The sequence below is a fragment of the Microbulbifer sp. ABM4_008 genome (assembly GCF_056311705.1).
The window spans coordinates 3,909,497-3,935,243 of the sequence record NZ_CM149970.1; the positions used below are offsets into that span (position 1 = coordinate 3,909,497).

At 53.4% G+C, this 25,747-nt stretch carries 22 protein-coding genes; 1 reads left to right on the forward strand and 21 read right to left on the reverse strand.

The genetic code is table 11. The features are described 5' to 3' along the window. Nucleotides 1-87 precede the first annotated feature (87 nt). The 20 genes from bamB to trmJ all read right to left on the reverse strand — a co-directional run bounded on the left by bamB (nt 88) and on the right by trmJ (nt 22,644). Nucleotides 88-1,251, reverse strand: coding sequence for an outer membrane protein assembly factor BamB (gene bamB, locus ACYX4J_RS17100; protein ID WP_444906245.1), 1,164 nt, complete (start codon nt 1,249-1,251; stop codon nt 88-90). Beyond that, the gene (locus tag ACYX4J_RS17105) at nt 1,251-1,958 is read right to left on the reverse strand and encodes a YfgM family protein (RefSeq protein WP_444895038.1); all 708 of its coding nucleotides are present in this window, start codon (nt 1,956-1,958) and stop codon (nt 1,251-1,253) included. Before ACYX4J_RS17105 ends, bamB begins: the two co-directional genes overlap by 1 nt. 70 nt (nt 1,959-2,028) lie before the next feature. Beyond that, on the reverse strand, nt 2,029-3,291 hold the full coding sequence (hisS, locus tag ACYX4J_RS17110; RefSeq protein ID WP_282934069.1) for a histidine--tRNA ligase: 1,263 nt from the start codon (nt 3,289-3,291) through the stop codon (nt 2,029-2,031). Between the two features lie 58 nt (nt 3,292-3,349). Beyond that, on the reverse strand, nt 3,350-4,462 hold the full coding sequence (gene ispG, locus ACYX4J_RS17115; RefSeq protein ID WP_282934070.1) for a flavodoxin-dependent (E)-4-hydroxy-3-methylbut-2-enyl-diphosphate synthase: 1,113 nt from the start codon (nt 4,460-4,462) through the stop codon (nt 3,350-3,352). 98 nt (nt 4,463-4,560) lie between these two features. Further along, nucleotides 4,561-5,517 (reverse strand): RodZ domain-containing protein, encoded by a 957-nt coding sequence (locus tag ACYX4J_RS17120; protein WP_476177148.1) that lies wholly within the window; start codon nt 5,515-5,517, stop codon nt 4,561-4,563. Further along, nucleotides 5,507-6,283: a type IV pilus biogenesis/stability protein PilW gene (gene pilW / locus ACYX4J_RS17125; RefSeq protein WP_444906250.1), complete on the reverse strand. Its 777-nt coding sequence runs from the start codon at nt 6,281-6,283 to the stop codon at nt 5,507-5,509. The genes ACYX4J_RS17120 and pilW overlap by 11 nt, the downstream gene beginning before the upstream one ends. 355 nt (nt 6,284-6,638) lie before the next feature. Beyond that, the gene (locus ACYX4J_RS17130; protein ID WP_476177149.1) at nt 6,639-8,600 is read right to left on the reverse strand and encodes a cytochrome-c peroxidase; all 1,962 of its coding nucleotides are present in this window, start codon (nt 8,598-8,600) and stop codon (nt 6,639-6,641) included. 609 nt (nt 8,601-9,209) lie between these two features. After that, complete coding sequence (locus tag ACYX4J_RS17135) at nt 9,210-11,150, reverse strand: cytochrome-c peroxidase (protein WP_476177150.1); 1,941 nt, start codon at nt 11,148-11,150, stop codon at nt 9,210-9,212. Between the two features lie 410 nt (nt 11,151-11,560). Next, nucleotides 11,561-13,486 carry a cytochrome-c peroxidase gene (locus ACYX4J_RS17140; protein ID WP_476177151.1) on the reverse strand — a complete coding sequence of 642 codons (1,926 nt, stop codon included), beginning with the start codon at nt 13,484-13,486 and terminating at the stop codon, nt 11,561-11,563. A gap of 539 nt (nt 13,487-14,025) precedes the next feature. Beyond that, nucleotides 14,026-15,144 (reverse strand): dual-specificity RNA methyltransferase RlmN, encoded by a 1,119-nt coding sequence (rlmN, locus tag ACYX4J_RS17145; RefSeq protein WP_444895045.1) that lies wholly within the window; start codon nt 15,142-15,144, stop codon nt 14,026-14,028. A 63-nt stretch (nt 15,145-15,207) separates the two neighbouring features. Beyond that, nucleotides 15,208-15,636 (reverse strand): nucleoside-diphosphate kinase, encoded by a 429-nt coding sequence (gene ndk / locus ACYX4J_RS17150; RefSeq protein ID WP_444895046.1) that lies wholly within the window; start codon nt 15,634-15,636, stop codon nt 15,208-15,210. Between the two features lie 291 nt (nt 15,637-15,927). Next, a complete protein-coding gene (gene iscX, locus ACYX4J_RS17155) occupies nt 15,928-16,122 on the reverse strand; it encodes a Fe-S cluster assembly protein IscX (RefSeq protein ID WP_444895047.1) in 195 nt (64 codons plus the stop codon). A gap of 24 nt (nt 16,123-16,146) precedes the next feature. Continuing rightward, nucleotides 16,147-16,485 (reverse strand): ISC system 2Fe-2S type ferredoxin, encoded by a 339-nt coding sequence (gene fdx, locus ACYX4J_RS17160; RefSeq protein ID WP_108731989.1) that lies wholly within the window; start codon nt 16,483-16,485, stop codon nt 16,147-16,149. Between the two features lie 90 nt (nt 16,486-16,575). Further along, nucleotides 16,576-18,447: a Fe-S protein assembly chaperone HscA gene (gene hscA / locus ACYX4J_RS17165; protein ID WP_476177152.1), complete on the reverse strand. Its 1,872-nt coding sequence runs from the start codon at nt 18,445-18,447 to the stop codon at nt 16,576-16,578. Between the two features lie 63 nt (nt 18,448-18,510). After that, on the reverse strand, nt 18,511-19,038 hold the full coding sequence (gene hscB, locus ACYX4J_RS17170) for a co-chaperone HscB (RefSeq protein WP_282934078.1): 528 nt from the start codon (nt 19,036-19,038) through the stop codon (nt 18,511-18,513). A 136-nt stretch (nt 19,039-19,174) separates the two neighbouring features. Next, nucleotides 19,175-19,486: an iron-sulfur cluster assembly protein IscA gene (iscA, locus tag ACYX4J_RS17175; protein WP_444895049.1), complete on the reverse strand. Its 312-nt coding sequence runs from the start codon at nt 19,484-19,486 to the stop codon at nt 19,175-19,177. Nucleotides 19,487-19,542: 56 nt separating this feature from the next. Continuing rightward, on the reverse strand, nt 19,543-19,965 hold the full coding sequence (gene iscU, locus ACYX4J_RS17180; protein ID WP_108731985.1) for a Fe-S cluster assembly scaffold IscU: 423 nt from the start codon (nt 19,963-19,965) through the stop codon (nt 19,543-19,545). Nucleotides 19,966-19,992: 27 nt separating this feature from the next. Further along, nucleotides 19,993-21,207 carry an IscS subfamily cysteine desulfurase gene (locus ACYX4J_RS17185; protein ID WP_444894792.1) on the reverse strand — a complete coding sequence of 405 codons (1,215 nt, stop codon included), beginning with the start codon at nt 21,205-21,207 and terminating at the stop codon, nt 19,993-19,995. Nucleotides 21,208-21,269: 62 nt separating this feature from the next. Beyond that, the gene (gene iscR / locus ACYX4J_RS17190) at nt 21,270-21,746 is read right to left on the reverse strand and encodes a Fe-S cluster assembly transcriptional regulator IscR (protein ID WP_282934079.1); all 477 of its coding nucleotides are present in this window, start codon (nt 21,744-21,746) and stop codon (nt 21,270-21,272) included. Between the two features lie 106 nt (nt 21,747-21,852). Continuing rightward, a complete protein-coding gene (gene trmJ, locus ACYX4J_RS17195) occupies nt 21,853-22,644 on the reverse strand; it encodes a tRNA (cytosine(32)/uridine(32)-2'-O)-methyltransferase TrmJ (RefSeq protein ID WP_476177153.1) in 792 nt (263 codons plus the stop codon). A gap of 135 nt (nt 22,645-22,779) precedes the next feature. Between trmJ and ACYX4J_RS17200 the strand changes: the two genes are divergently transcribed. Continuing rightward, nucleotides 22,780-23,583, forward strand: coding sequence for an inositol monophosphatase family protein (locus tag ACYX4J_RS17200; RefSeq protein WP_282934081.1), 804 nt, complete (start codon nt 22,780-22,782; stop codon nt 23,581-23,583). Nucleotides 23,584-23,641: 58 nt separating this feature from the next. Here the strand turns inward: ACYX4J_RS17200 and ACYX4J_RS17205 are convergent, their stop codons facing one another. Further along, nucleotides 23,642-25,681: an ATP-binding protein gene (locus tag ACYX4J_RS17205; protein WP_475708657.1), complete on the reverse strand. Its 2,040-nt coding sequence runs from the start codon at nt 25,679-25,681 to the stop codon at nt 23,642-23,644. Nucleotides 25,682-25,747 lie beyond the last annotated feature (66 nt).

Sequence of the window (25,747 nt, forward strand, 5' to 3'; positions counted from 1 at the left end):
CAACTTGCCTGCGCAGCAGGCTCCTTTTGCGGGCTCTAAGCCCTAAGGCGGACAGCCTGTCCGCCTCTCGTCAGTTGGCTGCGATTATCAGGTATCAGCGAGGCGCAGAGCTGATAACTTGCCGTCATCCGACAGCACAAATATCAGGTCGCCATCAACCAGAATGGGGATGCGAATCGCATCACCGTCCACCTGCTCGCGGCCAATAAATTGTCCGGAATTGGGGTCCAGCACATGCAGGTAGCCTTCCAGATCTCCCACAACGACCACGTCCTGGAAGAAAGCCGGTCCGCTCAATTCGCGGCGCAATAGTTCGTTATTACTCCACTCGATCTGGCCGCTGCCCACATTGTAGGCATAGACGCTACCGGAGGCATCACTGAGGTAGACATGGCCACCACCTACTGCCACTTCGTGGTGGGTAGAGGCATCGCGAGCCCAGAGGCCGCGGCCATTATCTTTGGACAGGGCGACAACACGGCCCTGGTAGCTGGCGGCAAACACCAAATCACCGCGCACTACTGGAGCACCGTCGATATCAACTACCCGCTCCAGCTCCGCAGAGCCCTGGGGAATAGCGACTCGCTGTTCCCAGCGCTGAATGCCATCGCGGGCGTCCAGGGCCAGCAGTTTGCCGTTATCCAGGCCGGCAATCACCATACCACCGCTAATAACAGGTGCTGCAGTACCGCGCAGGGTCAGTACTGGCAAATTGGTATTGTGGCTCCACAACTCTTCACCGCTGGTAGCGTCGAGGCCAACCAGCTTGCCATCTACGGTCTGCAGGACAACCACGCCAGCACCGATCGCTGGAGCGGCAACTACTTCGCCGGAGACCTGGTAATTCCATAGCTCAGCGCCGTTTTCGAGATCCAGAGCCACAGCGCGGCCGCGGTAGTCGGAGACTACCGCCATGCCCAGGCCAGTGCCCACACCACCGCTCAGATCTACATCCAGATCTGTCTCCCAGAGCTTGCGCCCGGAGCTGCGATCAAAAGCACTGATTTCACCATCGCTGCTGGCAGCTATCAGGCGACCATCGATAAGGCTCGGCTGCAGCATCGCGTAACGCTTTTGGTCAATACCGCCAATATCGGCAGACCACACCTCTTGCAGGGCAACAGTGGAGTTAATATCCACCAGTTCGACGGGGTCGACATCTTCCTTCTCGTCATTAGAGGCACAGGCAGCCAGGGCCACCGCTAGCGCCACCGCTGCAGTGCGACCCGCAGCGCGATTCAGAAATCCCATTACTCGTCTCCCTCAGATACAGGCTCGGTTTGGTTCTGAGCGTCACTGCTCTCGGTTACCGCCAGGCTTTCAGCCTTCAGGCGCAGAAGTTGGGTGTTGCCCGCTTGCTCTGGCAGAAGCTCTGTCAGTGCTTGCTCGTACGCGGCACGCGCACCGGCGATGTCACCCTTTTGCTTCAGGATATCACCACGAGTCTCAGAATAAAGGGCCGCGAATGCCGGGGGTATAGTGCCCTCGAGCAATTTCAGGCCTTCATCGGACTCACCACGGGCCGCCAAAACAGCGGCCAGGCGGCGTTTAGCGAGCAACTCCAGGCTTGCTTCACTGGTGTTGTCGAGTACCCACTGCAGCTGCTGCTCGGCAGCTTCCAGGTCATTGCTCTCCGCTGAAATAGCCGCGAGACGCAGTGCAGCCTGGCTGGCGTAGATACGCTTGGCAAAATCATCTTTCAGCTGCTCGGCCACATTCTTGGCAGTGGTAAGCTGCTTGTTGTCCGGTTGATTGTTGTTGGCGGAGACCGCTTCAACGAAAGTCTGGTACAGGTCAGAGGCCGCTTCAGCCTTAGTGCGCTGATCTCCCTGCCACCACTGATAACCGAAGTAACCGGCCAGGGCCAGCACGACGCCAGTCACAATTCCCTTGCCATTTTCCGCCCACCAGCGCTTCAGCGTTTCTATTTGTTCTTGTTCGGTAAGATGCTCAGCCATTGGGTAATTTGCCTTTCCTATAGATTACTAACTTTCCCGGCGGGGGCCTCCGCCTCCCTCAGTGTTTCTTTCAGCCTTGCAGCAGTGCTGCCAGCTCTTTCGGTGCCAGCGTTTGCTGCGGTTGGTCAGCGCGAAGGTACTTCACAGTTATCTGACCACTTGCAGCCTCATCTTCGCCGATAATCAGCGCATAATCGGCGCCGCTCTTATCAGCTTTCTTCATCTGGCTTTTAAAGCTTCCTCCACCACAGTGCAACTGCAGTCGCAACCAGGGCAGCTCGTCGCGCAATTGCTCGGCGGCTGTCATGGCAGCTGATTGTACATCACCAACGGCAACCAGGTAGGCATCTACCTGTTGCGAAAGGGACTCAGGCAACACTTCTAGGGTTTCCAGCATCAATACAAGACGCTCAACACCCAGGCCAAAACCCACTCCCGGAGTGGCTTTGCCACCCATCTGTTCTACCAGGCCGTCATAGCGGCCACCGGCACACACAGTGCCCTGGGCACCGAGGCTGTCGGTCACCCACTCAAATACAGTTTTTCCGTAGTAGTCGAGACCGCGCACCAACTTGGGATTGATCTCATACTTAACGCCTGCCCCGTCCAAAAGTGCCTTTAACTGACTAAAGTGGGCGGCGGATTCCTCATCAAGGAAGTCCAGTAGACAGGGCGCATCCGCCAGCAGTTCCTGGGTTTGCGCATTTTTGCTGTCGAGAATTCGCAGCGGATTGCGCTCCAGGCGGCGCTGGCTGTCCTCATCCAGCTGGTCACGACGCTCACTTAAATAAGTGACCAGCGCATCCCGATAAGCAGCACGGCTCTCGGCGTTACCCAGGGAATTGAGCTGTAAAGTCACGTGTTCGCTAATACCCAGCTGACGCCACAGTCGCGCAGTCATGATCAGGATTTCTGCATCGATATCCGGCCCTTGAATGCCAAACACCTCGACACCAAACTGGTGGAACTGACGCAGGCGCCCCTTCTGTGGGCGCTCATAGCGGAACATAGGGCCGAAATACCACAGGCGCTGTGGCTGGTTCAGCAGGTTGCTCTGGATTGCCGCACGCACAGTGCCCGCTGTGCCCTCAGGGCGCAGGGTAACGCTGTCACCGCTCTTGTCATCAAAGGTGTACATTTCCTTCTCGACAATATCGGTAGCCTCGCCCACCGCGCGGCAAAACAACTGGGTCGACTCCAGGTAGGGAGTGCGAATTTCGGTGTAGCCGTAGCGACTAGTAAGTTCACTCAGTGTGGCTTCCACGTACTGCCATACCGGGGACTGTTCCGGTAGCAGATCGTTCATGCCGCGAATTGCGCGAAGCTGTTTCAACGCTGTTCCTTAATTTTTCACTCAATTAATTGGGTCTGGCGCAGGGAGCTGTTGCCCTCTACGCCTTGGCGATGATATCCGCTTCGCGCTCGGCCTTGGCGGCCGCCTTCTCGCGAATCAAACGCTCTAAATCATCCACCAGATTTTCATTCTTAAACTTGCGGTCTGGCTGCCCATCCACATAGATGGCATGGCTCGGGGTACCACCAGTCAGGCCTACATCGGCTTCTTTCGCTTCGCCGGGGCCGTTGACGATACAACCAATTACTGCCACATCCAGCGGTGTGGTCACATCTTCCAGGCGCGTCTCCAGCTCATTCATAGTTTTCACCACATCGAAGTTCTGGCGCGAACAGCTGGGGCAAGCAATAAAGTTAATACCTTTACTGCGCAGACGCAGGCTTTTGAGCAGATCCCAGCCCACTTTGACCTCTTCTACTGGGTCTGCAGCCAGGGAAACCCGCAGGGTGTCACCGATACCGTCGAGCAGGAGGGCACCGAGACCAATCGCCGACTTCACTGTGCCGGCACGCAAGCCACCAGCTTCGGTAATACCCAAGTGCAGCGGTTGCTCAATCTGCTGGGCCAGCTTGCGATAGGCAGCCGTGGCCATAAAGATATCGGATGCTTTTACACTGACTTTGAAGTCCTGGAAGTCCAGGCTGTCGAGGATCGATACATGGCGCAGCGCCGACTCTACCAGAGCATCCGGCGTGGGCTCGCCATACTTTTTCTGCAGGTCTTTTTCCAGGGAGCCCGCATTGACACCGATACGAATCGGGATATTCAGATCGCGCGCTTTATCCACTACGGCCCGAATACGCTTCTCTCGGCCAATATTGCCGGGGTTAATACGCAGACAATCCACCCCCAGGTCTGCAACCCGCAGGGCGATACGGTAATCGAAGTGAATGTCTGCGACTAACGGGACATTCACCTGTTTTTTAATTTCTCCAAACGCCTCTGCGGCATCCATGCTGGGCACAGAAACCCGCACTATATCGGCTCCAGCCTGTTCCAGGCGCTGGATCTGGCCAACAGTAGCTGCTACATCGCAGGTTTCGGTGTTGGTCATACTTTGCACCGAGATCGGGGCATCCCCTCCGACCGGTACATCACCCACCATGATCTGGCGCGACTTGCGGCGGACAATGGGAGATTCAAATTGCATAGGCTGACCTGGTGGTATTACTGATAAAAATCGAGGGGAGATTATAGAGAGATTGGGCGCAAACCTACAGGGTTCGCGCCCAAACGGGGAAGATCATCTTAATCGCCGACAATCAGACGGCGAGTGCGGCGGTCGCCAATAGGCTGGCTGTCGATAGTTTCATCGCGGTAAACCACATGGGTTGCACGGGCATTTCCCAACATCAGCTCAAATGGAGCATCTCCATCTAAAGATTTGGCACTGCCAGCAGCTTGGACCCCTGCCAGTAAAATCACACCTTGTGCGTCTTTCACCTCAACCCAGGCATCTTCATCAAAGCGAAGCCGCAAAGCGCCTTTCAGGGCCTGGTCCAACTGGGCTACTTGGGCGGGAACAGGCTCAACCACTTTTTCCACAGAAGCAGCGGGTTTATTCTCCACCGTTTTAGCACTGCCAACCTCAAGCTGAACATCAGCAACTCCATTTGATGCTGGTGCAAATGGCTCTGAGCTCAACTCTTCAACTGCAACTTCCTGCCCCTCTACTTCAGTAACCGGATCAGTTACAACTTCACTGGCAACGGGGGCTTCGGCAACCAGGTCCGCAGCATCCTCACCCATGGGCATACCGGGAATATTGACTGGAGTACCGTACTTCCACCAGAAGACACCACCCGCGAGCAACAGGGGAATCAGGGCCAGGGCACCATGTCCGCGCTTGCGCTCAGGGCGAAATGCCTCGGCTTTGGTGGTTCGCCGGGATTCACTGCGCTGTGCTGGCTGCGGCCGATCCCTATCATAGGCTTCCAAAGCCGGCTCAGCAGGAATATTCAACTCGCGACAAATATTGCGGATATAGCCTCGCGTGTAGACAGCTTCTGGCTGCTTTTCATAATTATCGCTTTCTATCCACTCAACTGTGTTATCAATAATACACAGGCGCTGCGATAACTCCTCTCGGGACAGCCCGGCCGCTTCCCGAGCCGCCAGCAAAAGATTGCCAGCGGACCCCTTAGAAGTTTGCGTATTGGATACGACCTCACCACCTTCGCAGTGTTCGGGACTACTATCCGTCATTACCACTCAACTCCTGATATTTCAGTGTCTCCGCAGAGTACGGGTACAAATTCTTCAAAGCAAGGGCGTAACTCCGCTCCTTGTCACGATTGCCAAACACCTTCTCGATACGAATCCCAAGCCACAGTGACTGGGGTGTCTGGCGATTCTTTTCACTAAATTGATCCAGGTACGCCTTGGATTTTGCATAATCACCGGCGTTAAATTTAAGCTCAGCCATTTCGATCAACGCCAGCGGCAAATCGGAGTTCAGCGCTAACGCCCTGGCATAGGCCCCTTCTGCCTTGTCAGTGAAGCCCAGACGCGCGGCCGTACGGCCGTAGTTAACCAAGGCAAAAGATCGACGATTATAGGTGAGGTCTGTAGAGGCGAGTTCGAACTGTTTGAGGGCCTCTTTGTAGCGCTCTTGTTTATAGAGAAAAACGCCGTAGTTAGTGTGAGCCATGGAAAACCCGTCGCTATAGCGCAAGGCTTTCTTGAAGTGAGACTCCGCAATATCCAGCTCACCATCCGCTTGATAAAGCAGTGCCAGACCGTGATGTGCCAGCGGGTTCTTTTTGCCCAATTCCAAAGCACGATTAAAATGACGGCGGGACTGCTCCCTGCTGTTGGGGTCCCGCAAATAGCGAAGCCCCAACTGAACATGGGTCTCCAATGCCTTATCCAGGTCAACTTCCTTGCGCTCGGGCATCCCAGAGGTTACACACCCCCCCAGCAGAGTACCGAGTAGCACCAGGAGCGACAGGCTCTTAAATTTCGCGGACACTACATCACCTGTATCTTTATTTTTCACTTATCGGCCCAGCGAGATTGCGCGGGTGTCACCAATACACCAATGAGTGCTAACGCCAATCCCTGGACAAAGCAAGCCCGCAAAACACAGCAAAACCCAACATCGACCACCGGCATCCACTGGCAGTGGTAAAAGTACATATCGGTATTTTGTGTGAGAAATCTGATTCCGCCTCAGCTGGCACTTTCCAAATCCCTATACTGCCGGAAAGCCTTGCCAGTTGCAGCCCTAAAACCCAATCAATTCCATTTAGTGATGACTTTGTCGAGTATTGTCAATCCGCCAGTACCGGTGTACCGGCGGAATAAATAAAAAGGGCTTAGAAGAGTTAGAGTTGATTACCTTCCTGGTCTACCGCATCCAGCTGCATGCCATCTGGACCAGTGTCCCGCGGCGGAATCAATGACTGGACTGCATTGGAGTCAGTATTTGCCGCATCTGGATCAGTTAGGGTTTCGAGGAACGCTACCAGTAAATCAACTTCCTCGTCATCCAAATTCACAGCGCCGTCGCCATTTTCAGCCAACAGTACTTCAGTCAGTGCCTGGCCATTGGGCGCAACTTTCGCGGCACACTCATCCACCTCTGCAAACTGATCCAAATCGCACATCTCACTGTTGGTGAAATACTGGGAAACAGAGTCGGCTCGACCAGTGTAGTGCTCGACATTTCTTTTCAATGTACCGAACTGACCTGCGTGCCCCCAGGGGCCAGTAAGCGCCACATTAAGCAGCGTTGGCGTGCGGAAACTGCCGCTTCCATTACCACCCAGGTCAGCGCCACTGCCACTCTCATCTTTACCAACACCAATCTGTGGATAACTGACAGCTCTCAGCCCCTGATTAGAGAAAAAGGCTCCTGAGTGGCAATTTGTACACCCTGAATTTCGTGTCATAAAGGTAATTGCCCCTCGCTTTTCATCGTTATTGAGGGCCGCAAGGTCTCCATCAACATAATCAAAGAAGGGGTTATCGATAAAAATTTGCACCGCTTCGTAAGAGGCAATTGCCTCTGCAATTCTGCTGAAGTTAATTGCCGAATCGCCAAATGCTGCGGTAAACATTGCACCCCACGAGTCCTGGGCTAATTTTTCAGCGAGAATATCCTCACGATAATCAGTAAAACCATCATCGCTGGTATCGTCGTAACCGAACTGGGTAATATCCCCCATCTCAGCAGCTTCTGTGACCGGGAAGTGGGCTTGGGCCATCATCAGTGCGAGGGTACCAGTACCCACGGCCGCCTCTGTGTTGCGAGTAACATCCCGGGAGTCTGTCCTGAGCCCTCCATTACCATTGATCGCCACTCGGTTATCCCAGAACAAGCCATTATCCCAAAGGGCTACATTGCAGATAGGCTGGGCATTTCGCGGTACCAGCGGAACTTCATTCTGGCCGTCGGAGCGACCGGGACCGACTAATTCAGCATCAACGGGATCAACACCAACTGGCATGGACAGGTCATCACCACCACAACCTATTGCCGGGTGGTGGCAGGAAGAACAAGATGCATCACCATCAGCGCTCAGGTTTTTATTGTGAAACAAGCGCATACCCAGCTCTACCATGGCAGGGTCCTGTTCACTTCTGACCCGGGCGGCAAAGGCGCGCATATCTTCCAACTGCTCGGCCATGCCAACGTCATCCAGCACTGCCTGTAAGCAGCTATCGAGACTGCCATCAGCAATATTGACCGCTGAACGCGCATTTTGACATTCATCAAAATCGGAAATTCGGCTATCAGAACCGTCTGCATCAGAACCATTACTGAGGCCGTCATTAGTATTATTTACCAATGTTCTGGCAGTGACGCTGGCGGTCTCATCTTCGCTGTCGACATCGCCGGTGGTTACTGAGTAGGTATATTCAGTGTCTGATGAGAGACCTTCATCGACATAGTATCCGCTAGTCGTCTCAGCAACTCGTTCGCTGCCACGATAGATAACATAGGTCGCACCGGTGCTTTCCCAAGAAAGACCAATGCTGGTACCGGAAAATGCGTTGCCGATCAGTTCTGCAGGAATAATTCCCTGACCTGAGCCTGTATCGCCATCGCCATCGCCATCGCCATCGCCATCGCCATCGCCATCGCCATCGCCATCGCCATTATCATCATCACCTGAACCAGAATCGCCATCACTGCCAGTATCAGAAGTTTCAGTAGGCGTGTCATTGCCACTACTTGAGGAACCACCTCCTCCGCAGCCCACCATCACAAGAAATAGAGGTAGGGCCAGCAGCTTTACCAGAGCCGTTAGCGATAGTGTGATTTGATTTTTATCAACATTCATAGTTCTTGACCTGCCCGTCAATGACCTTTTCTTATTCCGAGTTCTGGACAGCAAATACAGACCTAAGTGCCAGCGCTGGCATCAAAGGGTAAGGAAACACTTACTATATCTAAGAATAAATTCTGCGTTGCAACCTAATGAAAGATCTAGGGAGCCTCGCAGTGATTGCGGACCGTCCTGAAAATCAGCGGCATTGCGAAAATACCCAATTACTCCCAGGGCCTACTGTAATGACTTAAAACAGGAATAACTGCTAATAAGGTCGCAGTAAGCTACTACATCCGTTCTCATAGTCAGAAATTTAATAAAAATTAGTAGTTTCAGTGTTTGCTTAAGAGAATATGTAAATTCAATCTCTGAAGTTTGGGCGTTAACGCCCAAACCCCAATGAAAATATTTTTGCGCCATTGAAACAGAGGTGGGACAAGCAAGGAGAGTTTGTAAAAACAAACTGTGTCAGGATTATTTCAGATAGATTAAAAAAAGCTGCCGGCAATAACCAACAGCTTTTTAGCGGTGACTACCGACAAATAGCCGGCTAATCCAACTTAGGGGAAACGCAAAGCGCTCTTGACGCAACCATTTCCCAAAGAGTCAATGGAATGAAGGCTATAAACTTTTACCATCACTATCTTTTGCATCTAACTGCTTTCCATCTGGTCCACCATCCCGAGGAGGAATCAGAAACTGAATCTCATTAGAGTTGGTATTCGCGGCCTTGGGGTCAGTAAGAGTCCCCAGAAATACCACTATAAGGTCCATCTCCTCTTCGCTCAGGCGATTTATACCCCCACCCTCATTTCCATCTAAGATCGCCTGAGAGTGTGCCAAACCATTGGGAGCCAGTTTACTGGCGCAATTTTCAAGATCCTTGAATTGAGCGAGATCACACATCTCACTATTTTCAAAGTACCTGGAAATGGAGGCTCCATGATCACTGTAGTGTTCAACATTTCTCTTCAGCGTGCCAAACTGCCCGTTGTGCCCCCAGGGACCAGTGATCGCCACATTCAGTAAGGTCGGTGCCCTGAATGCTCCGAACCCTAAGGAACCCTCTCCACCCAAATCTTCCCCACTGCCACTCTCATCGGTTCCTATACCTATCTGCGGATAATTTGCGGCCATCAAGGCTTCAGACGTGAAGAAAGCTCCCTTGTGACAGAACGTGCACCCAGCATCCTTCGACATAAAAGTAATAGCACCACGCTTTTCCTCTACATCGAGCGCCTCCAGGTTACCGCCCACATAGTCAAAGAAGGGGTTATCGATAAATATTTGCACGGCTTCATAAGCTGCAATTGCTTCAGCAATGCGACTGAAATTGATTTCAGAATCCCCAAAGGCAGAGGTAAACAGCGGAGCCCAAGCTTCGACATCCAAATTAGCCGCTAATATATCTTCGCGGTATGCAGTGAAATTTTCATCGACAGAATCGTCGTATCCAAAGTCCGCGATGTCCCCCATTTCTGGCGGGGCCGTTACCGGGAAATGCGCCTGCGCCATAAGTAGGGCTAACGAACCAGATCCCACAGCATCATTCGTATTATCGGTAACATCTCTTGAATCCGTACGGAGAACGCCATTCGGACTCAGTGAGACCCGGTTATCCCAGAACAGTCCACGAGACCATAGTGACGCATTACAAATAGCCTGTGAATTTCTCGGCACCAAAGGCACTTCGTTAATTCCATCAGATCGACCTGGCCCGAGCAAAGCAGTATCTACAGCATTCACTCCAACCGGCATCGAGAGGTCATCTCCACCACAACCAATCGCAGGGTGGTGACAGGATGAACAAGAAGCATCTTGATTAGCACTGAGAGACTTGTTGTGGAACAGACGCATACCCAGCTCCACCTTGGCGGGGTCCTGCTCACTGCGGACCCGTGCGGCAAAAGCCCGAATGTCTTCGACAAGAGAAACCATGCGATTGTACTCGAGCATGGCTGCCAAACAATTGTCCAAGTCCTCTTCGAGTAGATCTAGTGCCGTCGCAGTATTTTTACACTCTGCAAACATGGAGATACGCTCATTTAAAACATCATCTTCTGTACCGTTATTCAGGCCAGCATTGGTGTCATTAACTAATGTCTTGACCGTAACCTGCGAAGTTTCCGATTCGTTTGCGGCATCAACCGTACTGACAGAGTAAACATATTCGGTGTTAACTGAGAGGCCCTGTTCGACATAATAGTTATTGCTGGTTTCCGCGACCTTTTCACCGTTTCGATAGATAAAGTAAGTCTCACCATCTCTTTCCCAGTTAAGACCGATACTGGTTCCCGAGTGGGCATAGCCAATTAGCTCAGCGGGTTCACCGGCTTCTTCAGGCTCAGGCTCAGGATCGGTGCCCGTCCCTGAGCCAGAACCGGAACCGGAACCGGAACCGGAACCGGAACCATCATCACCCTGAACGGTATCTGCAGGCGAATTATCCTCACTACCAGATGACCCGGAGCCGCAACCAACTAACAGCGAAAACAGCGTGAGGAAAAAGAGTCTAAGTAGGACTCTGGGAAAGACTTTTTGATCGAACTTCTGAGCACTCATAAGAATCCTAGTGGTCCCTTCCATATATTTTTAATAGTTCATAGGTGATAACGCGACACCAATAGATTTGGTTGACCAATTAAGGAAGAAATGTGAACAAAAGTCCGGAGTGAATCCCGGAGGGAACGACCAGCTCACCAGAATTTCAGGGGATAGAGTTTTTTTCCAGCAACAACTGACTAAAACTTCGCAATCCAGACGATGACTTATACCTAGCCCTGATCGTAGGAATTCACTCTCGAATCAACTCCGGCCTGGCTCTGGAAGCAAAGTAAGAATGAAACTGTGGTGAATTTTAAGGCAGAAGGCGGTTGCCTGAATGATGAATGCGAATAAAGGTCGCTAATGAAGAGTTGGCATCTCACCAGTAAGTCAATATTAGTGAGATGCTCAAATAAAATGCAGGAATGTTAAAGTTCGTTGCCGTCCTGATCCCAGGCATCCAGCTGCATTCCATCGGGTCCGCCGTCACGGGGAGGAATCAGGGATTGGGTTGCATTTGAATTTACATTCTCAGCATCCGGGTCAGTGAGCGCCTCAAGAAATGCCGCTAACAGCTTCACTTCATCGTCGTCTATCGGAAGTGCTGCATCACCATCTATCTCCAGAATTGCCTCGGTCAACTCCAGACCATTGGGCGCAACTTTCGCTGCGCAGTCTTCTAGCTCAGCAAACTGATCCAGGTCGCACATTTCACTATCTGCGAAATACCGGGACACCGAATCCGCTTGCCCGGCATAGTGCTCAATATTTCTTTCTAAGGAGCCAAACTGCCCGGCGTGCCCCCAGGGACCAGTAATGCCTGCATTGAGCAGTGTTGGAACACGAAAGCCACCGAGTACTGCCCCTCCCCAATCAGCGCCATCATCCTCTTTTCCGACACCAATTTGAGGATAGTTAACGACCCTCAAACCCTGGTTAGTAAAGAAGGCGCCCGTATGGCAAGCAGTACAACCAGAGCCTGGCGTAAAATAAGTAATTGCTCCCCGCTTCGCATCGTCATCCAGCGCTGTCAGGTCACCGTCGATATAGTCAAAGAAGGGGTTATCAATGAAAATATATACCGCTTCATAGGCGGCAATCGCCTGTGCGACCCTACTGTAGTCAATACTGTTGTCTCCATAAGCGGCAGCAAATAAGGGGCCCCAGGACTCCTCATTGAGCTTTGGTATAAGATATTCCTCACGGTAATCAGTAAGGTCATCGTCGCTACTTTCGTCGTAGCCAAATTCAGAAACATCCCCCATCTCAGCAGCATCAGTCACCGGAAAATGGGCTTGGGCCATCATAAGTGCCAAAGTACCGGTACCTACCGCCGCTTCAGTATTATTGGTTACATCCCTGGAGTCTGTTTTAAGGCCACCGTCGCTCGTGAAAAGAACGCGGTTGTCCCAGAATAATCCATTATCCCAGAGCGCCACATTACAAATAGGCTGGGCATTGCGTGCAACCAACGGCACTTCGTTTTCACCATCGGAACGCCCTGGGCCAAGCAAATCGGGATCAACGGCATTAACCCCAACAGACATGGAAAGATCATCACCAGCGCAGCCTATTGTCGGGTGGTGGCAAGAAGAGCAGGCGGTATCACCGTTAGCACTAAGACTTTTACTGTGGAATAACCGCATACCCAACTCAACCATCTCCGGGTCTTGCTCACTTCTAACTCGAGCAGCGAAAGCGCGCATATCCTCCAATTGCTCTGCCATTCCCACTTCATCCAGCACAGCCTGCAAGCAACTGTCGAGACTACTATCGTCAACATCTACGGCTGAGCGCTCATTTTGACATTCATCAAAATCAACAATGCGCTTTTCAATGGCCTCTGCTTCAGTACCATTGCCCAAGCCATCATTCGTGTTATTAACCAGTGTTTTTGCAGTAACACTATTAGTATCACTATCAATACTCCCCACACCGACCCAATAACTATATTCAGTATTAACTGAGAGACCTTCATCCACGTAATGGTTATCTGTAGTTTCTGCAACCAATTCACCATCGCGATAGATGCTGTAGGTCTCTTCAGAATCCTCCCAGGAGAGTCCTATGCTGGTGCCGGAGAAGGGATTTGCAATCAGTTCAGCAACCAAGATCCCCTGCTCTGAATCGGTATCATCATCTGACCCAGTATCACCATCCGAATCGTCACCATCGTCTGAGCCAGAGCTATCCCCAGAGCCGCTATCATTTTCAGTAGTTTCTGTCGATGAATCATCCTCACCGCTAGAGGAACCACCGCCCCCACAGCCCACCATAAATAGAAATAAAGAAATGAACAGCAGCTTATTCAGCGCTACAAGCAATTGGGTTAATTGGTTTTTTTCCGCGTTCATAATGTTCGAACAGTCCCGTCGATAACTTTTCTTTTCCTAAGCCAGGCAACTCAGAGAACTCCATGCACTTCAACTCTCAACACAGTGGTGCAAGCACTTCTACACATTGTTTTTCCTGAACCTAAGCACGCTGAAACAGCTCCAGGCCAAATGAAAATGACTGGATAGCACGCTATAGCGTCATAATGTTTTGATGGATGTTGGAGATACGGGTGTAGCTGCTGCAAAGATCCAGTGCCAGACGGTCTAGTGAAGACCTCTCTCCAATGGCCAACTGCTTCATTCAAAGTCAAAATGTTGCAGGCAAAATGCAAATTAAAAAAATATGATCGTTTTGACCTAATCTCATGCATATATCCAACGCTCCCTTCCCGGATAAATTTTCCTCGAGCGTTAAACGTTAGATAAAGCAATTTCGTTGACACGAAAAATAGAATAGAAAGGAACTTTCAGGCTGAACAGAGTTTTTTTGAGAAGGGGAAAATCGAAGCCAATAGGCTGCCAACAATTTGGCAACCTATACAAAAAATTACCAGCGACTAGTTAACAATACGAACGGGGCGCTCTGCATTGCGGTAGCGCTCGGAGCGGCGGGTACGGTCATTAACACTGCCTGCCAACTGACCACAGGCCGCATCAATATCATCGCCGCGTGTAGTGCGCACAGTCACGGTATAACCTTTGTCGAGCAAAACCTGCTGGAAGCGACGCAGTGCGTTATTACTCACTCGCTGGTAGTCGGACAACTCAAACGGGTTAAAGGGAATCAGGTTAATTTTCACCGGAATCTCTTTAAGCAGCTCTGCCAATTGCTCAGCGTGCTCCGGGCGGTCGTTAACCTCGCGCATCAGCGTGTATTCAATCGTCATTTTACGGTGCGTATCCGGCATGCGATCGATGTAGCGCTTAGCGGAATCCAGTAGCACCGCAATAGGGTATTTTTTATTGATCGGCACCAACTCGTTACGCAATTCATCGTTGGGCGCATGCAGGGAAATTGCCAGGCTGACATCGGTCACATCGGCGAGGCGGTCCAGTGCAGGTACTACACCGGAAGTCGACAGGGTGACGCGGCGCTTGGAAATACCGTAGGCGTTGTCTTCCATCATCAGGTTCATGGAATCGACCACATTGTCGAAATTGAGCAATGGCTCACCCATGCCCATCATCACCACGTTGGTGACCTTGCGCGGTCCTTTCGGATCCAATTGACCGAAAGATTTACAGGCAATCCACACCTGCCCGATAATTTCTGCCGCAGTTAAATCTCGGTTAAAGCCCTGCTTGCCAGTTGCACAAAAACTGCAATCCAGAGAACAGCCTACCTGGGAGGAGACACACAGGGTGCCGCGATCACCATCGGGGATATAGACAGTCTCGATAGCATTGCCACCGGAGACTTTAATTAACCATTTCCTTGTGCCATCGGCGGAATCCCACTGATTCAATACTTCCGGGGCACGGATTTCGGCCACTTCCGCCAGTTTTTGGCGCAGGGCCTTGCTGACATTGGTCATCTCAGCAAAATCATCAACCCCGTTCTGGTGAATCCACTTTAAAACCTGAACAGCGCGGAAGCGCTTCTCGCCCAATGATTCAAAAAAGGCGGCCAGCTTTTCTACCGAAAGGCCGAGCAGGTTGGTTTTCTCTGTGGTCATTCATTTCACCTCGGGGGAAGAATTGCACCGGTCCGGACAGACCGGTGCGATTTGTGGCGCGGATTAAGCGCGCACGCAGATTTCGTCGTCGGCGAAGAAGTAGCTTACTTCGCGAGCAGCGGACTCTGCGGAGTCGGAACCGTGTACAGCGTTGGCGTCGATGCTGTCAGCGAAGTCAGCGCGGATGGTACCAGCAGCGGCTTCTTTAGGGTTGGTAGCACCCATCAGGTCGCGGTTTGCCAGGATAGCGTTCTCGCCTTCCAGAACCTGTACAACAACTGGACCGGAAGTCATGAAGTCAACCAGGTCTTTGAAGAAAGGACGCTCTTTGTGCTCAGCGTAGAAACCTTCAGCTTTTTCGCGGGACAGTTGAACCATCTTCATGGCAACAATGCTCAGGCCAGCTTTCTCAAAACGGCTCTCGATTTCACCGATTACATTCTTGGCTACTGCGTCCGGCTTGATGATGGAAAGGGTACGCTCCAGGGCCATGGTTATCTCCAAATTGATTTTTTGTAACTTAACTTAGGAATCTCTGAACAACTCAGTAAGCCCCGCAGAGCGGGCCTTCAAGGCTCGCAGAGGTGTTGCGGGATTGTTGCGGAGTTGTTCAGAGGCTCCCTACATAAAGAAAGAGCAACCTACTCAGTTGCTCTTCCCTGATATTCCTTTCATACCCACCGGGGGTACTCAATTTTTGATCACCGCATTTCGCGGCCGGCGGATTATACGGGGTATTGATCGACTTTTGTACTCTCTTGCCAATACTGCCCCCAAGGCCGGTTACTCCTGCTCTTCGATCCAGGCCGCCTGGATCGCTTCGAGGATTTTCTCTCCGCAGCGATCGGGGTCGTCATCAAATCCGGGCAGTGCCATCACCCAATTGCGCAGGTCGACAAAGTTGACCGTCAGTGGGTTCACATCCTCGTGAGCTTCGCTCAGCTCTATGGCAATATCGTGAATATCAGTCCACTTCATGATTCGGCTTCCTCAGCGTGCAGGTCAGTGCTTTTCCGATACCTGGTTGATGGTGTACTTGGGAATCTCGACCACCAGGTCTTCATCCTCAACAATCGCCTGGCAAGACAGGCGAGACTCCGGTTCCAAGCCCCAGGCTTTATCCAGCAGGTCCTCTTCAAGCTCGTCCGGCTCTTCCAGGGAATCGAAGCCCTCGCGCACAATGACGTGGCAGGTGGTACAAGCACAGGCTTTTTCACAGGCGTGCTCAATTTCGATATCGTTGGCCAGGGCCGCGTCGATCACGCTGACACCGCTCTCCGCTTCCACCACTTTGCCCTCGGGGCACATTTCCGGATGGGGTAAAAATACTATCTTCGGCATGGGGTACTGAACCTCTGTGGTCTCAATCCGACGGGGAGAAAGTAACGACTCCCCGGCCGCCGGCAGCGCAGAGTCTGCGCCTGATCATGGTTATTTATCAAATTCATCCAAGCTATGGCCCTGCATAGCGCGCTTAATGGAGGCATCCATACGCTTGGCAGCAAAAGGCTCAGACAACTTATTCAAGGCTTCGATACGTCGACGAATTTCCTCTGCGTCGCCGCCGTTATGGGCCAGGCGCAAAGCTTCCATCGCGTGCTCAAGCTCATTTAACTCACCTTCATCCAGCAGCTGGGCACCGTTCTCACGCAGGGCCACCAACATGCTTTCCAGGGTTCTCTCCGCTTCCACCTGAGCTTCGCGCAGGGCGCGCAGGGCGATATCCTCAGCGGCGTGGGTGTAGGACTCCTGCAACATGCGCGCAATATCCTTGTCTTCCAGGCCGTAGGAAGGTTTAACCGTAATATCGGCACTGACGCCACTGCTTTTTTCCATCGCTGTCACCGACAAAAGACCGTCAGCATCCACCTGGAAAGTCACACGGATATGGGCAGCACCGGCCACCATCGGCGGTATACCACGCAATTCAAAGCGCGCCAGTGAGCGACAGTCACTCACCAGCTCCCGCTCGCCCTGCACGACATGGATCGCCATGGCAGTCTGGCCATCTTTAAAAGTGGTGAACTCCTGGGCTTTGGAGACGGGGATGGTCGTGTTGCGATCAATCAGTTTTTCCGCGAGGCCACCCATGGTTTCAATCCCGAGGGAAAGGGGAATAACATCCAACAGCAGCAGTTCTTCGCTGGACTTATTCCCCACCAGTACATCAGCCTGAATCGCGGCGCCGATTGCTACCACTTGGTCGGGATCAATTTCCGCATGAGGGGGACGACCAAAATAACCCTCAACCCGCTCGCGCACGCGCAAAGTACGGGTGGAGCCACCCACCAGAACCACTTCCTGCACCTCATCAGCACTGATACCGGCATCGCGCAGGGCGCGCTTACAGGCGCGTAGGGTTTTGTCGATCAGGGGGTCCAGCAGTGAAGCCATGGTGTCGCGATCGAGTACACCGGACCAGTCGCCGTATTGCACTTCCACTTGCTCGACACTGGACAGGGATTCTTTCGCAGCACAGGCGCTGTCTAACAGGACTCGCTGGGTCGCGGCGTCGAGATCGGTACCCAATCCCACTTGCTCGGCGATCCAGGAAGCGATAGTGCGATCGAAATCGTCGCCACCAAGGGCCGTATCGCCGCCGGTAGACATCACTTCAAACACACCCCGGGACAGGCGCAGAATAGAGATATCGAAGGTGCCGCCTCCGAAGTCATAGACCGCGATCACACCCTCTTCACCTTTATCCAGGCCGTAGGCAACAGCCGCTGCTGTAGGCTCGTTGAGCAGGCGCAGGACTTTCAGGCCCGCCAGCTGGGCGGCGTCTTTGGTCGCTTGGCGCTGGGCATCATCGAAGTAGGCCGGCACGGTGATCACCGCACCATCCAGCTCACCGCCCGCTTTGCCATAGAGCGCTTCGCGGCCGCGCGCGGCTAGTTTTTTCAGGATTTCTGCCGATACCTGCACCGGGTTTACCGGTCCGGCTGCAGTTTCAATCGAAGGCATACCGCCACTGCTCTCAGCCAGGCGATAGGGCAGCTGCTCACCAAAACTTTTGATATCCGCAACACCTCGCCCCATCAAGCGCTTGATAGAAATCATGGTGTTGTAGGGGTCTTCTGCAGCGCACGCGCGGGCTTCAGCACCCACGGTAATCGCCTCGGCTCCGTAGTGCACTGCTGATGGCAGGATCACTTCACCCTGCTCATCGGCAATGGCCTCTGCCGATCCACTGCGCACTGTCGCTACCAGTGAGTTAGTGGTCCCCAAATCGATACCCACTGCGTGCTTGCGCTGGTGGGGAGCTGGGCTCTGGCCCGGTTCAGAAATCTGCAGTAATGCCATTAGTTATCTCTTCTTTAAGCGGGGCGCGGTACCGTCTGGCCCTCTCAGTCAGTGCTCTCGCAACTAGTCGTTGAAAAGGTCTTCTTCCAGCTCGTCAATTTGTTTCTCAAGCTTGGCCAGGAACTGAAGCTTGCGCAGCGAGTCCTCTGCTGCGCCCAGATCGCCCCCGTCATAAGTTTCGGCAAAGCGCTGTTCCTCACTGGAGATCAGCCCCCGCGCCTCAGCACTGAGCTCATCCAGCGCAGCTGCAGGATCGGGCTGCTCGCGCACTTCTTCCAGGCGCTCGCGCAACATCATCTGCTGCATCAGAAATTCAGTATCTTTGGTGGTCTGCTCAGGTGGCACATCTACCCCGGCCAACTTGAGTAGGTAGGCGGCGCGCTGTACCGGGTCGCGCAAAACGGTGTGCGCCTCATTGATCTGAGCCGCCATTTTGATGGCCAACAATTGTTCGCCCTCGGAATGGGAAGCGTATTTGTCCGGGTGGAATTCCCGCTGTAATTCCCGGTAGCGGGTCGCCAGGGCACTGCGATCGACCGCGAACGCGGGTTGCAGACCAAAAACTTCGAAATGGTTCAGGTTGGTTGCCATCTGAATATACCTACTGGGGCACAGCCTGGAACGCGGCTGAAGTTGCCGCTTACTGCTGCACGGCCCCCAACTGTCCGAGGAGCCAATAAAAAGGCCGGTATGCGCAGCGCACCCGGCCTTGTGGGGCGAGAGCGAATCAGACGTGGAAACTCTCGCCGCAGCCACACTCATTTTTTACATTGGGATTCGAGAAGGTGAAGCCTTCGTTCAGGCCTTCCTTGACGAAATCCAGCTGGGTGCCGTCGAGGTAAACCAGACTCTTGGGGTCCACCACCAACTTAACGCCGTTTTGCTCAAATACCGTATCTTCGGCTTCGAACGAATCGACAAATTCCAGCACATAGGCGAGACCGGAACAGCCGGCCGTCTTGACACCGACACGAATGCCGATTCCCTTGCCTCGCTTGGCCAATTGACTTTGAATGTGGGCCTCAGCGGCCTCGGTCATACTAATAGCCAAAACAACACCTTCGCTATGTTTAGACGCTACATTTGGACGAAAAGTTAACCCGCCGCAGATTCCTTGGCTTCTACAGCGTCATCAGACTCACCGCGCTTTTCACGGATATCGCGAACCGCAGCCTTGATCGCATCTTCAGCGAGAACCGAGCAGTGGATTTTTACCGGCGGCAGCGCCAGCTCCTCTGCAATGGCAGTGTTCTTGATCTGCTCCGCTTCGTCGATCGTCTTGCCTTTCACCCACTCGGTCAGGAGGGAGCTGGAGGCAATGGCGGAACCACAGCCGTAGGTCTTGAACTTCGCGTCTTCGATAACGCCCTCGTCGCTTACCTGAATCTGTAGGCGCATCACGTCACCACAGGCGGGCGCGCCCACCATACCGGTGCCTACATTGTCCGCCTTGTCGTCCATACGTCCAACATTGCGGGGGTGCTCGTAGTGGTCAATTACTTTATCGCTATAGGCCATGACTTTTCTCCTAACTCTTGCGCGCGCTTAGTGAGCGGCCCATTCAATCTTGTTCAGGTCTACGCCGTCTTTGTACATATCCCAAAGCGGTGACAATTCACGTAGTTTCTCCACTGCCTTGCGCACTTCTGCGGCAGCGGTATCGACATCACTCTCGCTGGTAAAACGACCAAAGCTGAAGCGCAGTGAGCTGTGCGCCAGTTCGTCGTTAACACCCAGGGCTCGCAGTACGTAGCTGGGCTCCAGGCTCGCAGAGGTACAGGCGGAACCGGAGGAGATCGCCAGGTCGCGCAGCGACATGATCAGGCTCTCACCTTCTACAAACGCAAAGCTCACGTTCAGGTTGCCCGGAATTCTCTTCTCGGCGGAACCGTTGATATGGACCTCTTCCATATCCTTGATCTGATCCCAGAAACGGTCGCGCAGAGAGCGCAGACGCTCGGCTTCCTGAGCCATTTCTTCTTTGGCAATACCAAAGGCTTCGCCCATACCGACAATCTGGTGAGTCGGCAGGGTACCGGAGCGCATGCCGCGCTCGTGGCCGCCACCGTGCATCTGGGCTTCCAGACGGACGCGGGGCTTGCGGCGTACGTAAAGGGCTCCGATACCTTTGGGGCCGTAAATTTTGTGGCCGGAGAAGGACATCAGGTCAACTTTCATTTCCTGAAGGTCGATCGGCAACTTGCCGGCGCTCTGGGCCGCGTCCACATGGAAAATAACTTTGCGCGAGCGACACAGTTCGCCGATTGCAGCGATATCGTTGATCACCCCAATCTCGTTGTTGACGTGCATCAGGCTCACCACAGTGGTGTCCTCACGCATGGCTTCCTCAACCTGCTCCGGATAGACGATGCCGTCTTCACGGGGATTCAGGTAGGTCACTTCAAAACCTTCCCGCTCCAGCTGGCGGCAGGTATCCAAAACCGCTTTGTGCTCAATTTTGGAGGTAATAATGTGCTTGCCGCGACTCTGGTAGAAGTGGGCCGCACCCTTGATACCCAGGTTGTCGGACTCGGTGGCACCGCTGGTCCAGACAATTTCGCGCGGATCGGCGTTGATCAGCTCCGCCACCTGGCGTCGGGCATTCTCCACAGCTTCTTCCGCTTTCCAACCAAACAGGTGGGAGCGGGAGGCCGGATTGCCGAAATTGCCTTCCATCGTCAGCTGCTCTGCCATTTTCTTGGCGACGCGTGGGTCAACCGGACAGGTAGCCGAATAGTCCAGATAGATGGGAAGCTTCATAGTCATACCGTTTCCGCTTAGTAAATCTCTAATATCTGTCTGCTGGCCCGTTTGGGCCCCAATCACAGGCCGCCGAGTACAGCGACCCTCTCTTCCGGCGCCTCGCGCATATCTTGCCGACGCGCAACTTCCTGCACCTCAGCTCGGGAAACCAGGTTGGCCAAGCTGATACTGCTGAGGAAGCTATGAATCTGATCACTCAAGTCTGACCAGAGGTAGTGGGTCAGGCACTGTTCGCCATTGGCGCAATCCGCATTGCCGCCGCAGCTGGTGGCATCTACAGACTCATTGACCGCATCAATGATCTGCGCCACAAAAATCTCTTCACCATCCCGCGCCAGGCGATAGCCACCGCCGGGCCCGCGCACACTGGACACCAGCCCAGAATGCCGCAACCGGGAGAACAGCTGCTCCAGGTAGGACAGCGATATACCCTGGCGCTTGGATATGTCTGCCAGACTGATCGGTCCGCGATCAGCGTGCAACGCCAGGTCCAGCATGGCAGTCACCGCGTAGCGGCCTTTGGTTGTCAAACGCATATCAGCTCCCAACTGATGTACAGCCCTTTTCCGATCGGGGCGCGAGTATGGAATAACCCACTACTGTAGTCAAGTATATAACCCAGCGGGACACTCGGGTACTCAACTAGTCGGGTCGCCCCTTACCACCAGAGCGATGAATGTAATTCTGGATTGAGGTCAACATACCGCGCAGGATACCCAGCTCCATATCATCGGGGCGCACCCGACTATACAGTCGGCGCAGGCGGGTCATTGTCTGACGGGGGTTATCCGGGTCAATAAAGCCCAGCTCGCCCAGCGCCTGTTGCAGGTGATCGAAATACAGCTCCATATCGCTGGCCTTGGCCGGTGGACGATCCCAATCGGTGTAATTCAAAGGCTCACCCTTTTCCGCTTCCAGGGCCGCCATACGCACTTCGTAGGCAAGTACCTGAACAGCAGTCGCCAGGTTAAGGGAGCTGTATTCCGGGTTGGCAGGAATATGCACATGGTAGTTACAGGCCTGTAACTCTTCGTTGGTAAGCCCTCGATCCTCGCGGCCAAACACCAAAGCAACCGGATGAGACGCGGCCTCGGCGACGGTACGCTCTCCACACTGGCGCGGGGTCAGCAGGGGCCAAGGGATTCGGCGCTCGCGAGCGCTGGTGGCCACAACAAGACCACAATCAGCCACGGCTTCTTCCAGGGTATCCACCACAACGGCGCTATCGAGCAGCTCAGCTGCCCCGGCTGCACGCCAAACAGCATTGGCTGCAGGAAATTCCCGAGGCGCTACCAAGTACAGCTGACTCAGGCCCATATTCTTGAGCGCGCGCGCCGCACCACCAATATTTCCGGGGTGTGCGCTGTTAACCAGAACCACGCGCACATTGTCGAGCGCGGCAATTGGAGTCGTGTCTAAAGGTGACTTGGCCATACTGAAAGTAATAAATCGGTGTCATGGGGGCGCGCGAGTGTAGCAAAAACCAATCGGAATCCCTACAATCGCGTCCGTCGCAGTTAACCTGCGGCCTGCTTTTTAACCCCTTTAACCACTTTGTGCGGAATAGTTATGGAACCCATGCTAAATATTGCCCTGCGCGCGGCGCGTAAGGCAGGAGAACTGATCGAACGGGCCTGGGAGCGCGGCGACCTGATGAAATTCGAAGAAAAGACGCGCAACGATTTCGTTACTGAAGTGGATAAGGCCAGCGAACAGGAGATTATCTATCACCTGCGCAAGGCCTACCCCAAGCACAGCATCCGCGCTGAAGAAAGCGGCCTGCAAGAGGGCGCTGAGCCCGATTACGAGTGGATTATCGACCCTCTCGATGGCACCACCAATTTTATCCACGGAGTCCCACAGTTCGCTGTTTCTATCGCCTGTCGCTATCGCGGCCGCATTGAGCACGCAGTCGTACTGGACCCCATCAAACGCGAAGAATTTACCGCAAGTCGCGGTCGCGGCGCTGCCCTGAATGGCCGCCGTATCCGCGTCTCTTCACGCCAGGGCATGCGCGGCTCTCTGATTGGCACCGGCATTCCCTTCAACGGCCTGCCGCTGGATAACATCGACGCCTACCTGGCCGCCCTAAAAGATATCGCTGGGCAAACTGCGGGAATCCGCCGCCCTGGCGCCGCAGCGCTGGATCTTGCCTATGTTGCTGCCGGGCGATTCGACGGCTTCTGGGAAATGTACCTGAACACCTGGGATATCGCAGCGGGCTCCCTGTTGGTCAAAGAAGCCGGCGGCCTGATCAGCGATTTCCGCGGTGGTGAAGATTACCTGGACTCCGGCCACCTGGTCTGCGCCACTCCGAAAGTATTTAAGCCCCTGGTGAAAATCGTGGGCAAACATATGGGGCACATACGCTAAAAGCCTGAACGGCACTCCGGCAAATAAGATGCCGGGGTGCTGATTCCAAGAGCCCAGCTCACCTCTTCCCCGTCAAACACTCCACCAAAACTCGCGCAAGCTGCGGTCGATCAAAGTTATCCGGCAAAGCGGTTGTCACCCCCGAGGAAGCCTCTCCTCCCATAACCACCAAACAGGTTTTTTGAGTGACTTGATCCTGCTTGAGGATACTTACCAAATCCCCAACCGACATTCCCGGTAAGGTATTGTGAAACAACACTACATCCGGTGCTTGGGTACGCGCCATAAATATGGCCTCAACAACATCTGCGGCCACAGAAAGCTGTACTTGCGGCGCCCCCTGCAAAAGTTTTTCCACCCGAGCCACACTTTCAGGACGGTTATCCACTAGCAGCAATCTACAGTCGGGTAATGTTGACGGGGCATCAACAGAATTTGCAAATGACAGGAAAGACTCCGCTGCATCGACCATTGGGAATTCAACCCAAAATACTGAGCCCTGCCCTTCCTGACTGTCAAAATCGATCCGCCCCCCCATCGCCTCCGCCAGACGCTTGGCAATTGCAAGACCGACACCCGTACCCTCGATATGCCCTTTTTCCTCCCCCAGACGATTAAAGGGCTCAAAAACTTCTTTGCGTCTCTCTGCTGCAATCCCCTTGCCGGTATCCAAAATATTCAGTCTCAACCAGCCATCGGCCTGCGGCGTAAAATTAATAATGACACGGCCATTTTCACGATTGTATTTCACCGCGTTGCCCGCCAGGTTCAATACAACTTGCTTATAGCGCACTGGGTCCGCACAAATATAAGCGGACTCCCAGCCGAGAGGCTCAAACATCAAACTTACGCGACGGGTTTCAGCCAGGGGCTCGAGCAAACGTTTACATTCTGCAACCAAATCGGCCGGACGAATTAATTCCATCGAGGGGCCCAAACGCCTACTGTCGATTCTGGCCAGCTCCAATACATCGCCGACCAAATGCAATAAATGCTGCCCCGCGCGACGAATTTCTGATAAGCGCTGACGCTGGTCTGCGTTGAGACTCTGATCTAATTCGACAATTTGGCTGTAACCTAAAATTGCATTAAGTGGCGTGCGTAATTCATGGCTCAGGCTAAATAATAAATCTGCCCGATGCGCATTTTCCTCCCGCTGCAACTCCAGCTCCCGCTCCATTTGCGAAAGTCTTTCCCGGCTGCGGCTGACGTCTTGTAAAACTCCCAACACCCGCACGGGCTGACCGCGACTATTTAATTGGGCCTTGCCGCGGCAGCGAACCCAAACCACACTGCTATCCGAACGCCAGATGCGAAATTCCACATCGAGCGGTAACCCCTCGCGCACATGATCCCGCATGGACTGCTCAACCCGAGGGAAGTCCTCCGCTAAAATTCGAGCCTTCCACTGCTCCGCGGCTGAAATACCGATACTGCGTATCGGGCTCACTTCGTAACCCAGAATCCCCCAGCAGGCATCATCAAGCACCATTTCATCTGCGCGTAGATCCCACTCCCATAAACCATCGCCAACTCCAGACAGTGTTTGTAAGGGGCGCTCGCCAGGCAGGTTGGATAGGTAGCGCTGGGCCAAAGTTTCAGTGAAGTCAGCGCAACTTCCAATCACAACAAATCCACTGTCATCCTCGAGGTTTATTGCGCGTCCCCGCAATCGTAACCAGCGCAACTGACCGAGACTGTCGTAGGCCCGAAAAGTAGTATCGAAGTGTCCACCTTTGTTAGTAAGACGACGCCGCACAGTGATAATTCGATCCCGCTCATCAGAGTGAACAGAACGCAATTCATCACCCGTCCACAGGGAAGTCAAAGAGAGTTCTGCAGTTTCTGCAAACAGGAGCCAAATTTCACCCTGAGCACGCTGGGCACCGGAATCCGGATGCCACTCCCACAACCCGCAATCTGAATCTAAAAACAAATCTTGCAAACAAGCGGTATGACGAGGCAGGCGAGATGCATCCAAAGAAGATAGCTCATCGCTGGTTGCCAACTGGAACACTGCGCTGGACGGATTTGGGGTTAGTGACTCTGACACACAGGGCTCGACTATCGAAATTAGCTCATTAATTACCTGGCTCATGCATCCTTGCCATAAAAGAGAGCCTCTCTCCCGGGGCCGTCAAATTTGGGAACGCCTTGGGAGACC

Excerpts from the sequence above, each read along its gene's own strand:
- ACYX4J_RS17185 (WP_444894792.1), bottom strand. The coding sequence starts at position 21,207 with ATGAAGCTTCCCATCTATCTGGACTATTCGGCTACCTGTCCGGTTGAC.
- iscU (WP_108731985.1), bottom strand. The coding sequence starts at position 19,965 with ATGGCCTATAGCGATAAAGTAATTGACCACTACGAGCACCCCCGCAAT.
- fdx (WP_108731989.1), bottom strand. The coding sequence starts at position 16,485 with ATGCCGAAGATAGTATTTTTACCCCATCCGGAAATGTGCCCCGAGGGC.
- ACYX4J_RS17105 (WP_444895038.1), bottom strand. The coding sequence starts at position 1,958 with ATGGCTGAGCATCTTACCGAACAAGAACAAATAGAAACGCTGAAGCGC.
- iscA (WP_444895049.1), bottom strand. The coding sequence starts at position 19,486 with ATGACCGAGGCCGCTGAGGCCCACATTCAAAGTCAATTGGCCAAGCGA.
- iscR (WP_282934079.1), bottom strand. The coding sequence starts at position 21,746 with ATGCGTTTGACAACCAAAGGCCGCTACGCGGTGACTGCCATGCTGGAC.
- ndk (WP_444895046.1), bottom strand. The coding sequence starts at position 15,636 with ATGGCCCTGGAGCGTACCCTTTCCATCATCAAGCCGGACGCAGTAGCC.
- ispG (WP_282934070.1), bottom strand. The coding sequence starts at position 4,462 with ATGCAATTTGAATCTCCCATTGTCCGCCGCAAGTCGCGCCAGATCATG.
- ACYX4J_RS17205 (WP_475708657.1), bottom strand. The coding sequence starts at position 25,681 with ATGAGCCAGGTAATTAATGAGCTAATTTCGATAGTCGAGCCCTGTGTG.
- ACYX4J_RS17200 (WP_282934081.1), top strand. The coding sequence starts at position 22,780 with ATGGAACCCATGCTAAATATTGCCCTGCGCGCGGCGCGTAAGGCAGGA.
- iscX (WP_444895047.1), bottom strand. The coding sequence starts at position 16,122 with ATGAAGTGGACTGATATTCACGATATTGCCATAGAGCTGAGCGAAGCT.
- hscB (WP_282934078.1), bottom strand. The coding sequence starts at position 19,038 with ATGGCAACCAACCTGAACCATTTCGAAGTTTTTGGTCTGCAACCCGCG.
- rlmN (WP_444895045.1), bottom strand. The coding sequence starts at position 15,144 with ATGACCACAGAGAAAACCAACCTGCTCGGCCTTTCGGTAGAAAAGCTG.
- ACYX4J_RS17130 (WP_476177149.1), bottom strand. The coding sequence starts at position 8,600 with ATGAATGTTGATAAAAATCAAATCACACTATCGCTAACGGCTCTGGTA.
- ACYX4J_RS17120 (WP_476177148.1), bottom strand. The coding sequence starts at position 5,517 with ATGACGGATAGTAGTCCCGAACACTGCGAAGGTGGTGAGGTCGTATCC.
- trmJ (WP_476177153.1), bottom strand. The coding sequence starts at position 22,644 with ATGGCCAAGTCACCTTTAGACACGACTCCAATTGCCGCGCTCGACAAT.
- hscA (WP_476177152.1), bottom strand. The coding sequence starts at position 18,447 with ATGGCATTACTGCAGATTTCTGAACCGGGCCAGAGCCCAGCTCCCCAC.
- ACYX4J_RS17135 (WP_476177150.1), bottom strand. The coding sequence starts at position 11,150 with ATGAGTGCTCAGAAGTTCGATCAAAAAGTCTTTCCCAGAGTCCTACTT.
- ACYX4J_RS17140 (WP_476177151.1), bottom strand. The coding sequence starts at position 13,486 with ATGAACGCGGAAAAAAACCAATTAACCCAATTGCTTGTAGCGCTGAAT.
- bamB (WP_444906245.1), bottom strand. The coding sequence starts at position 1,251 with ATGGGATTTCTGAATCGCGCTGCGGGTCGCACTGCAGCGGTGGCGCTA.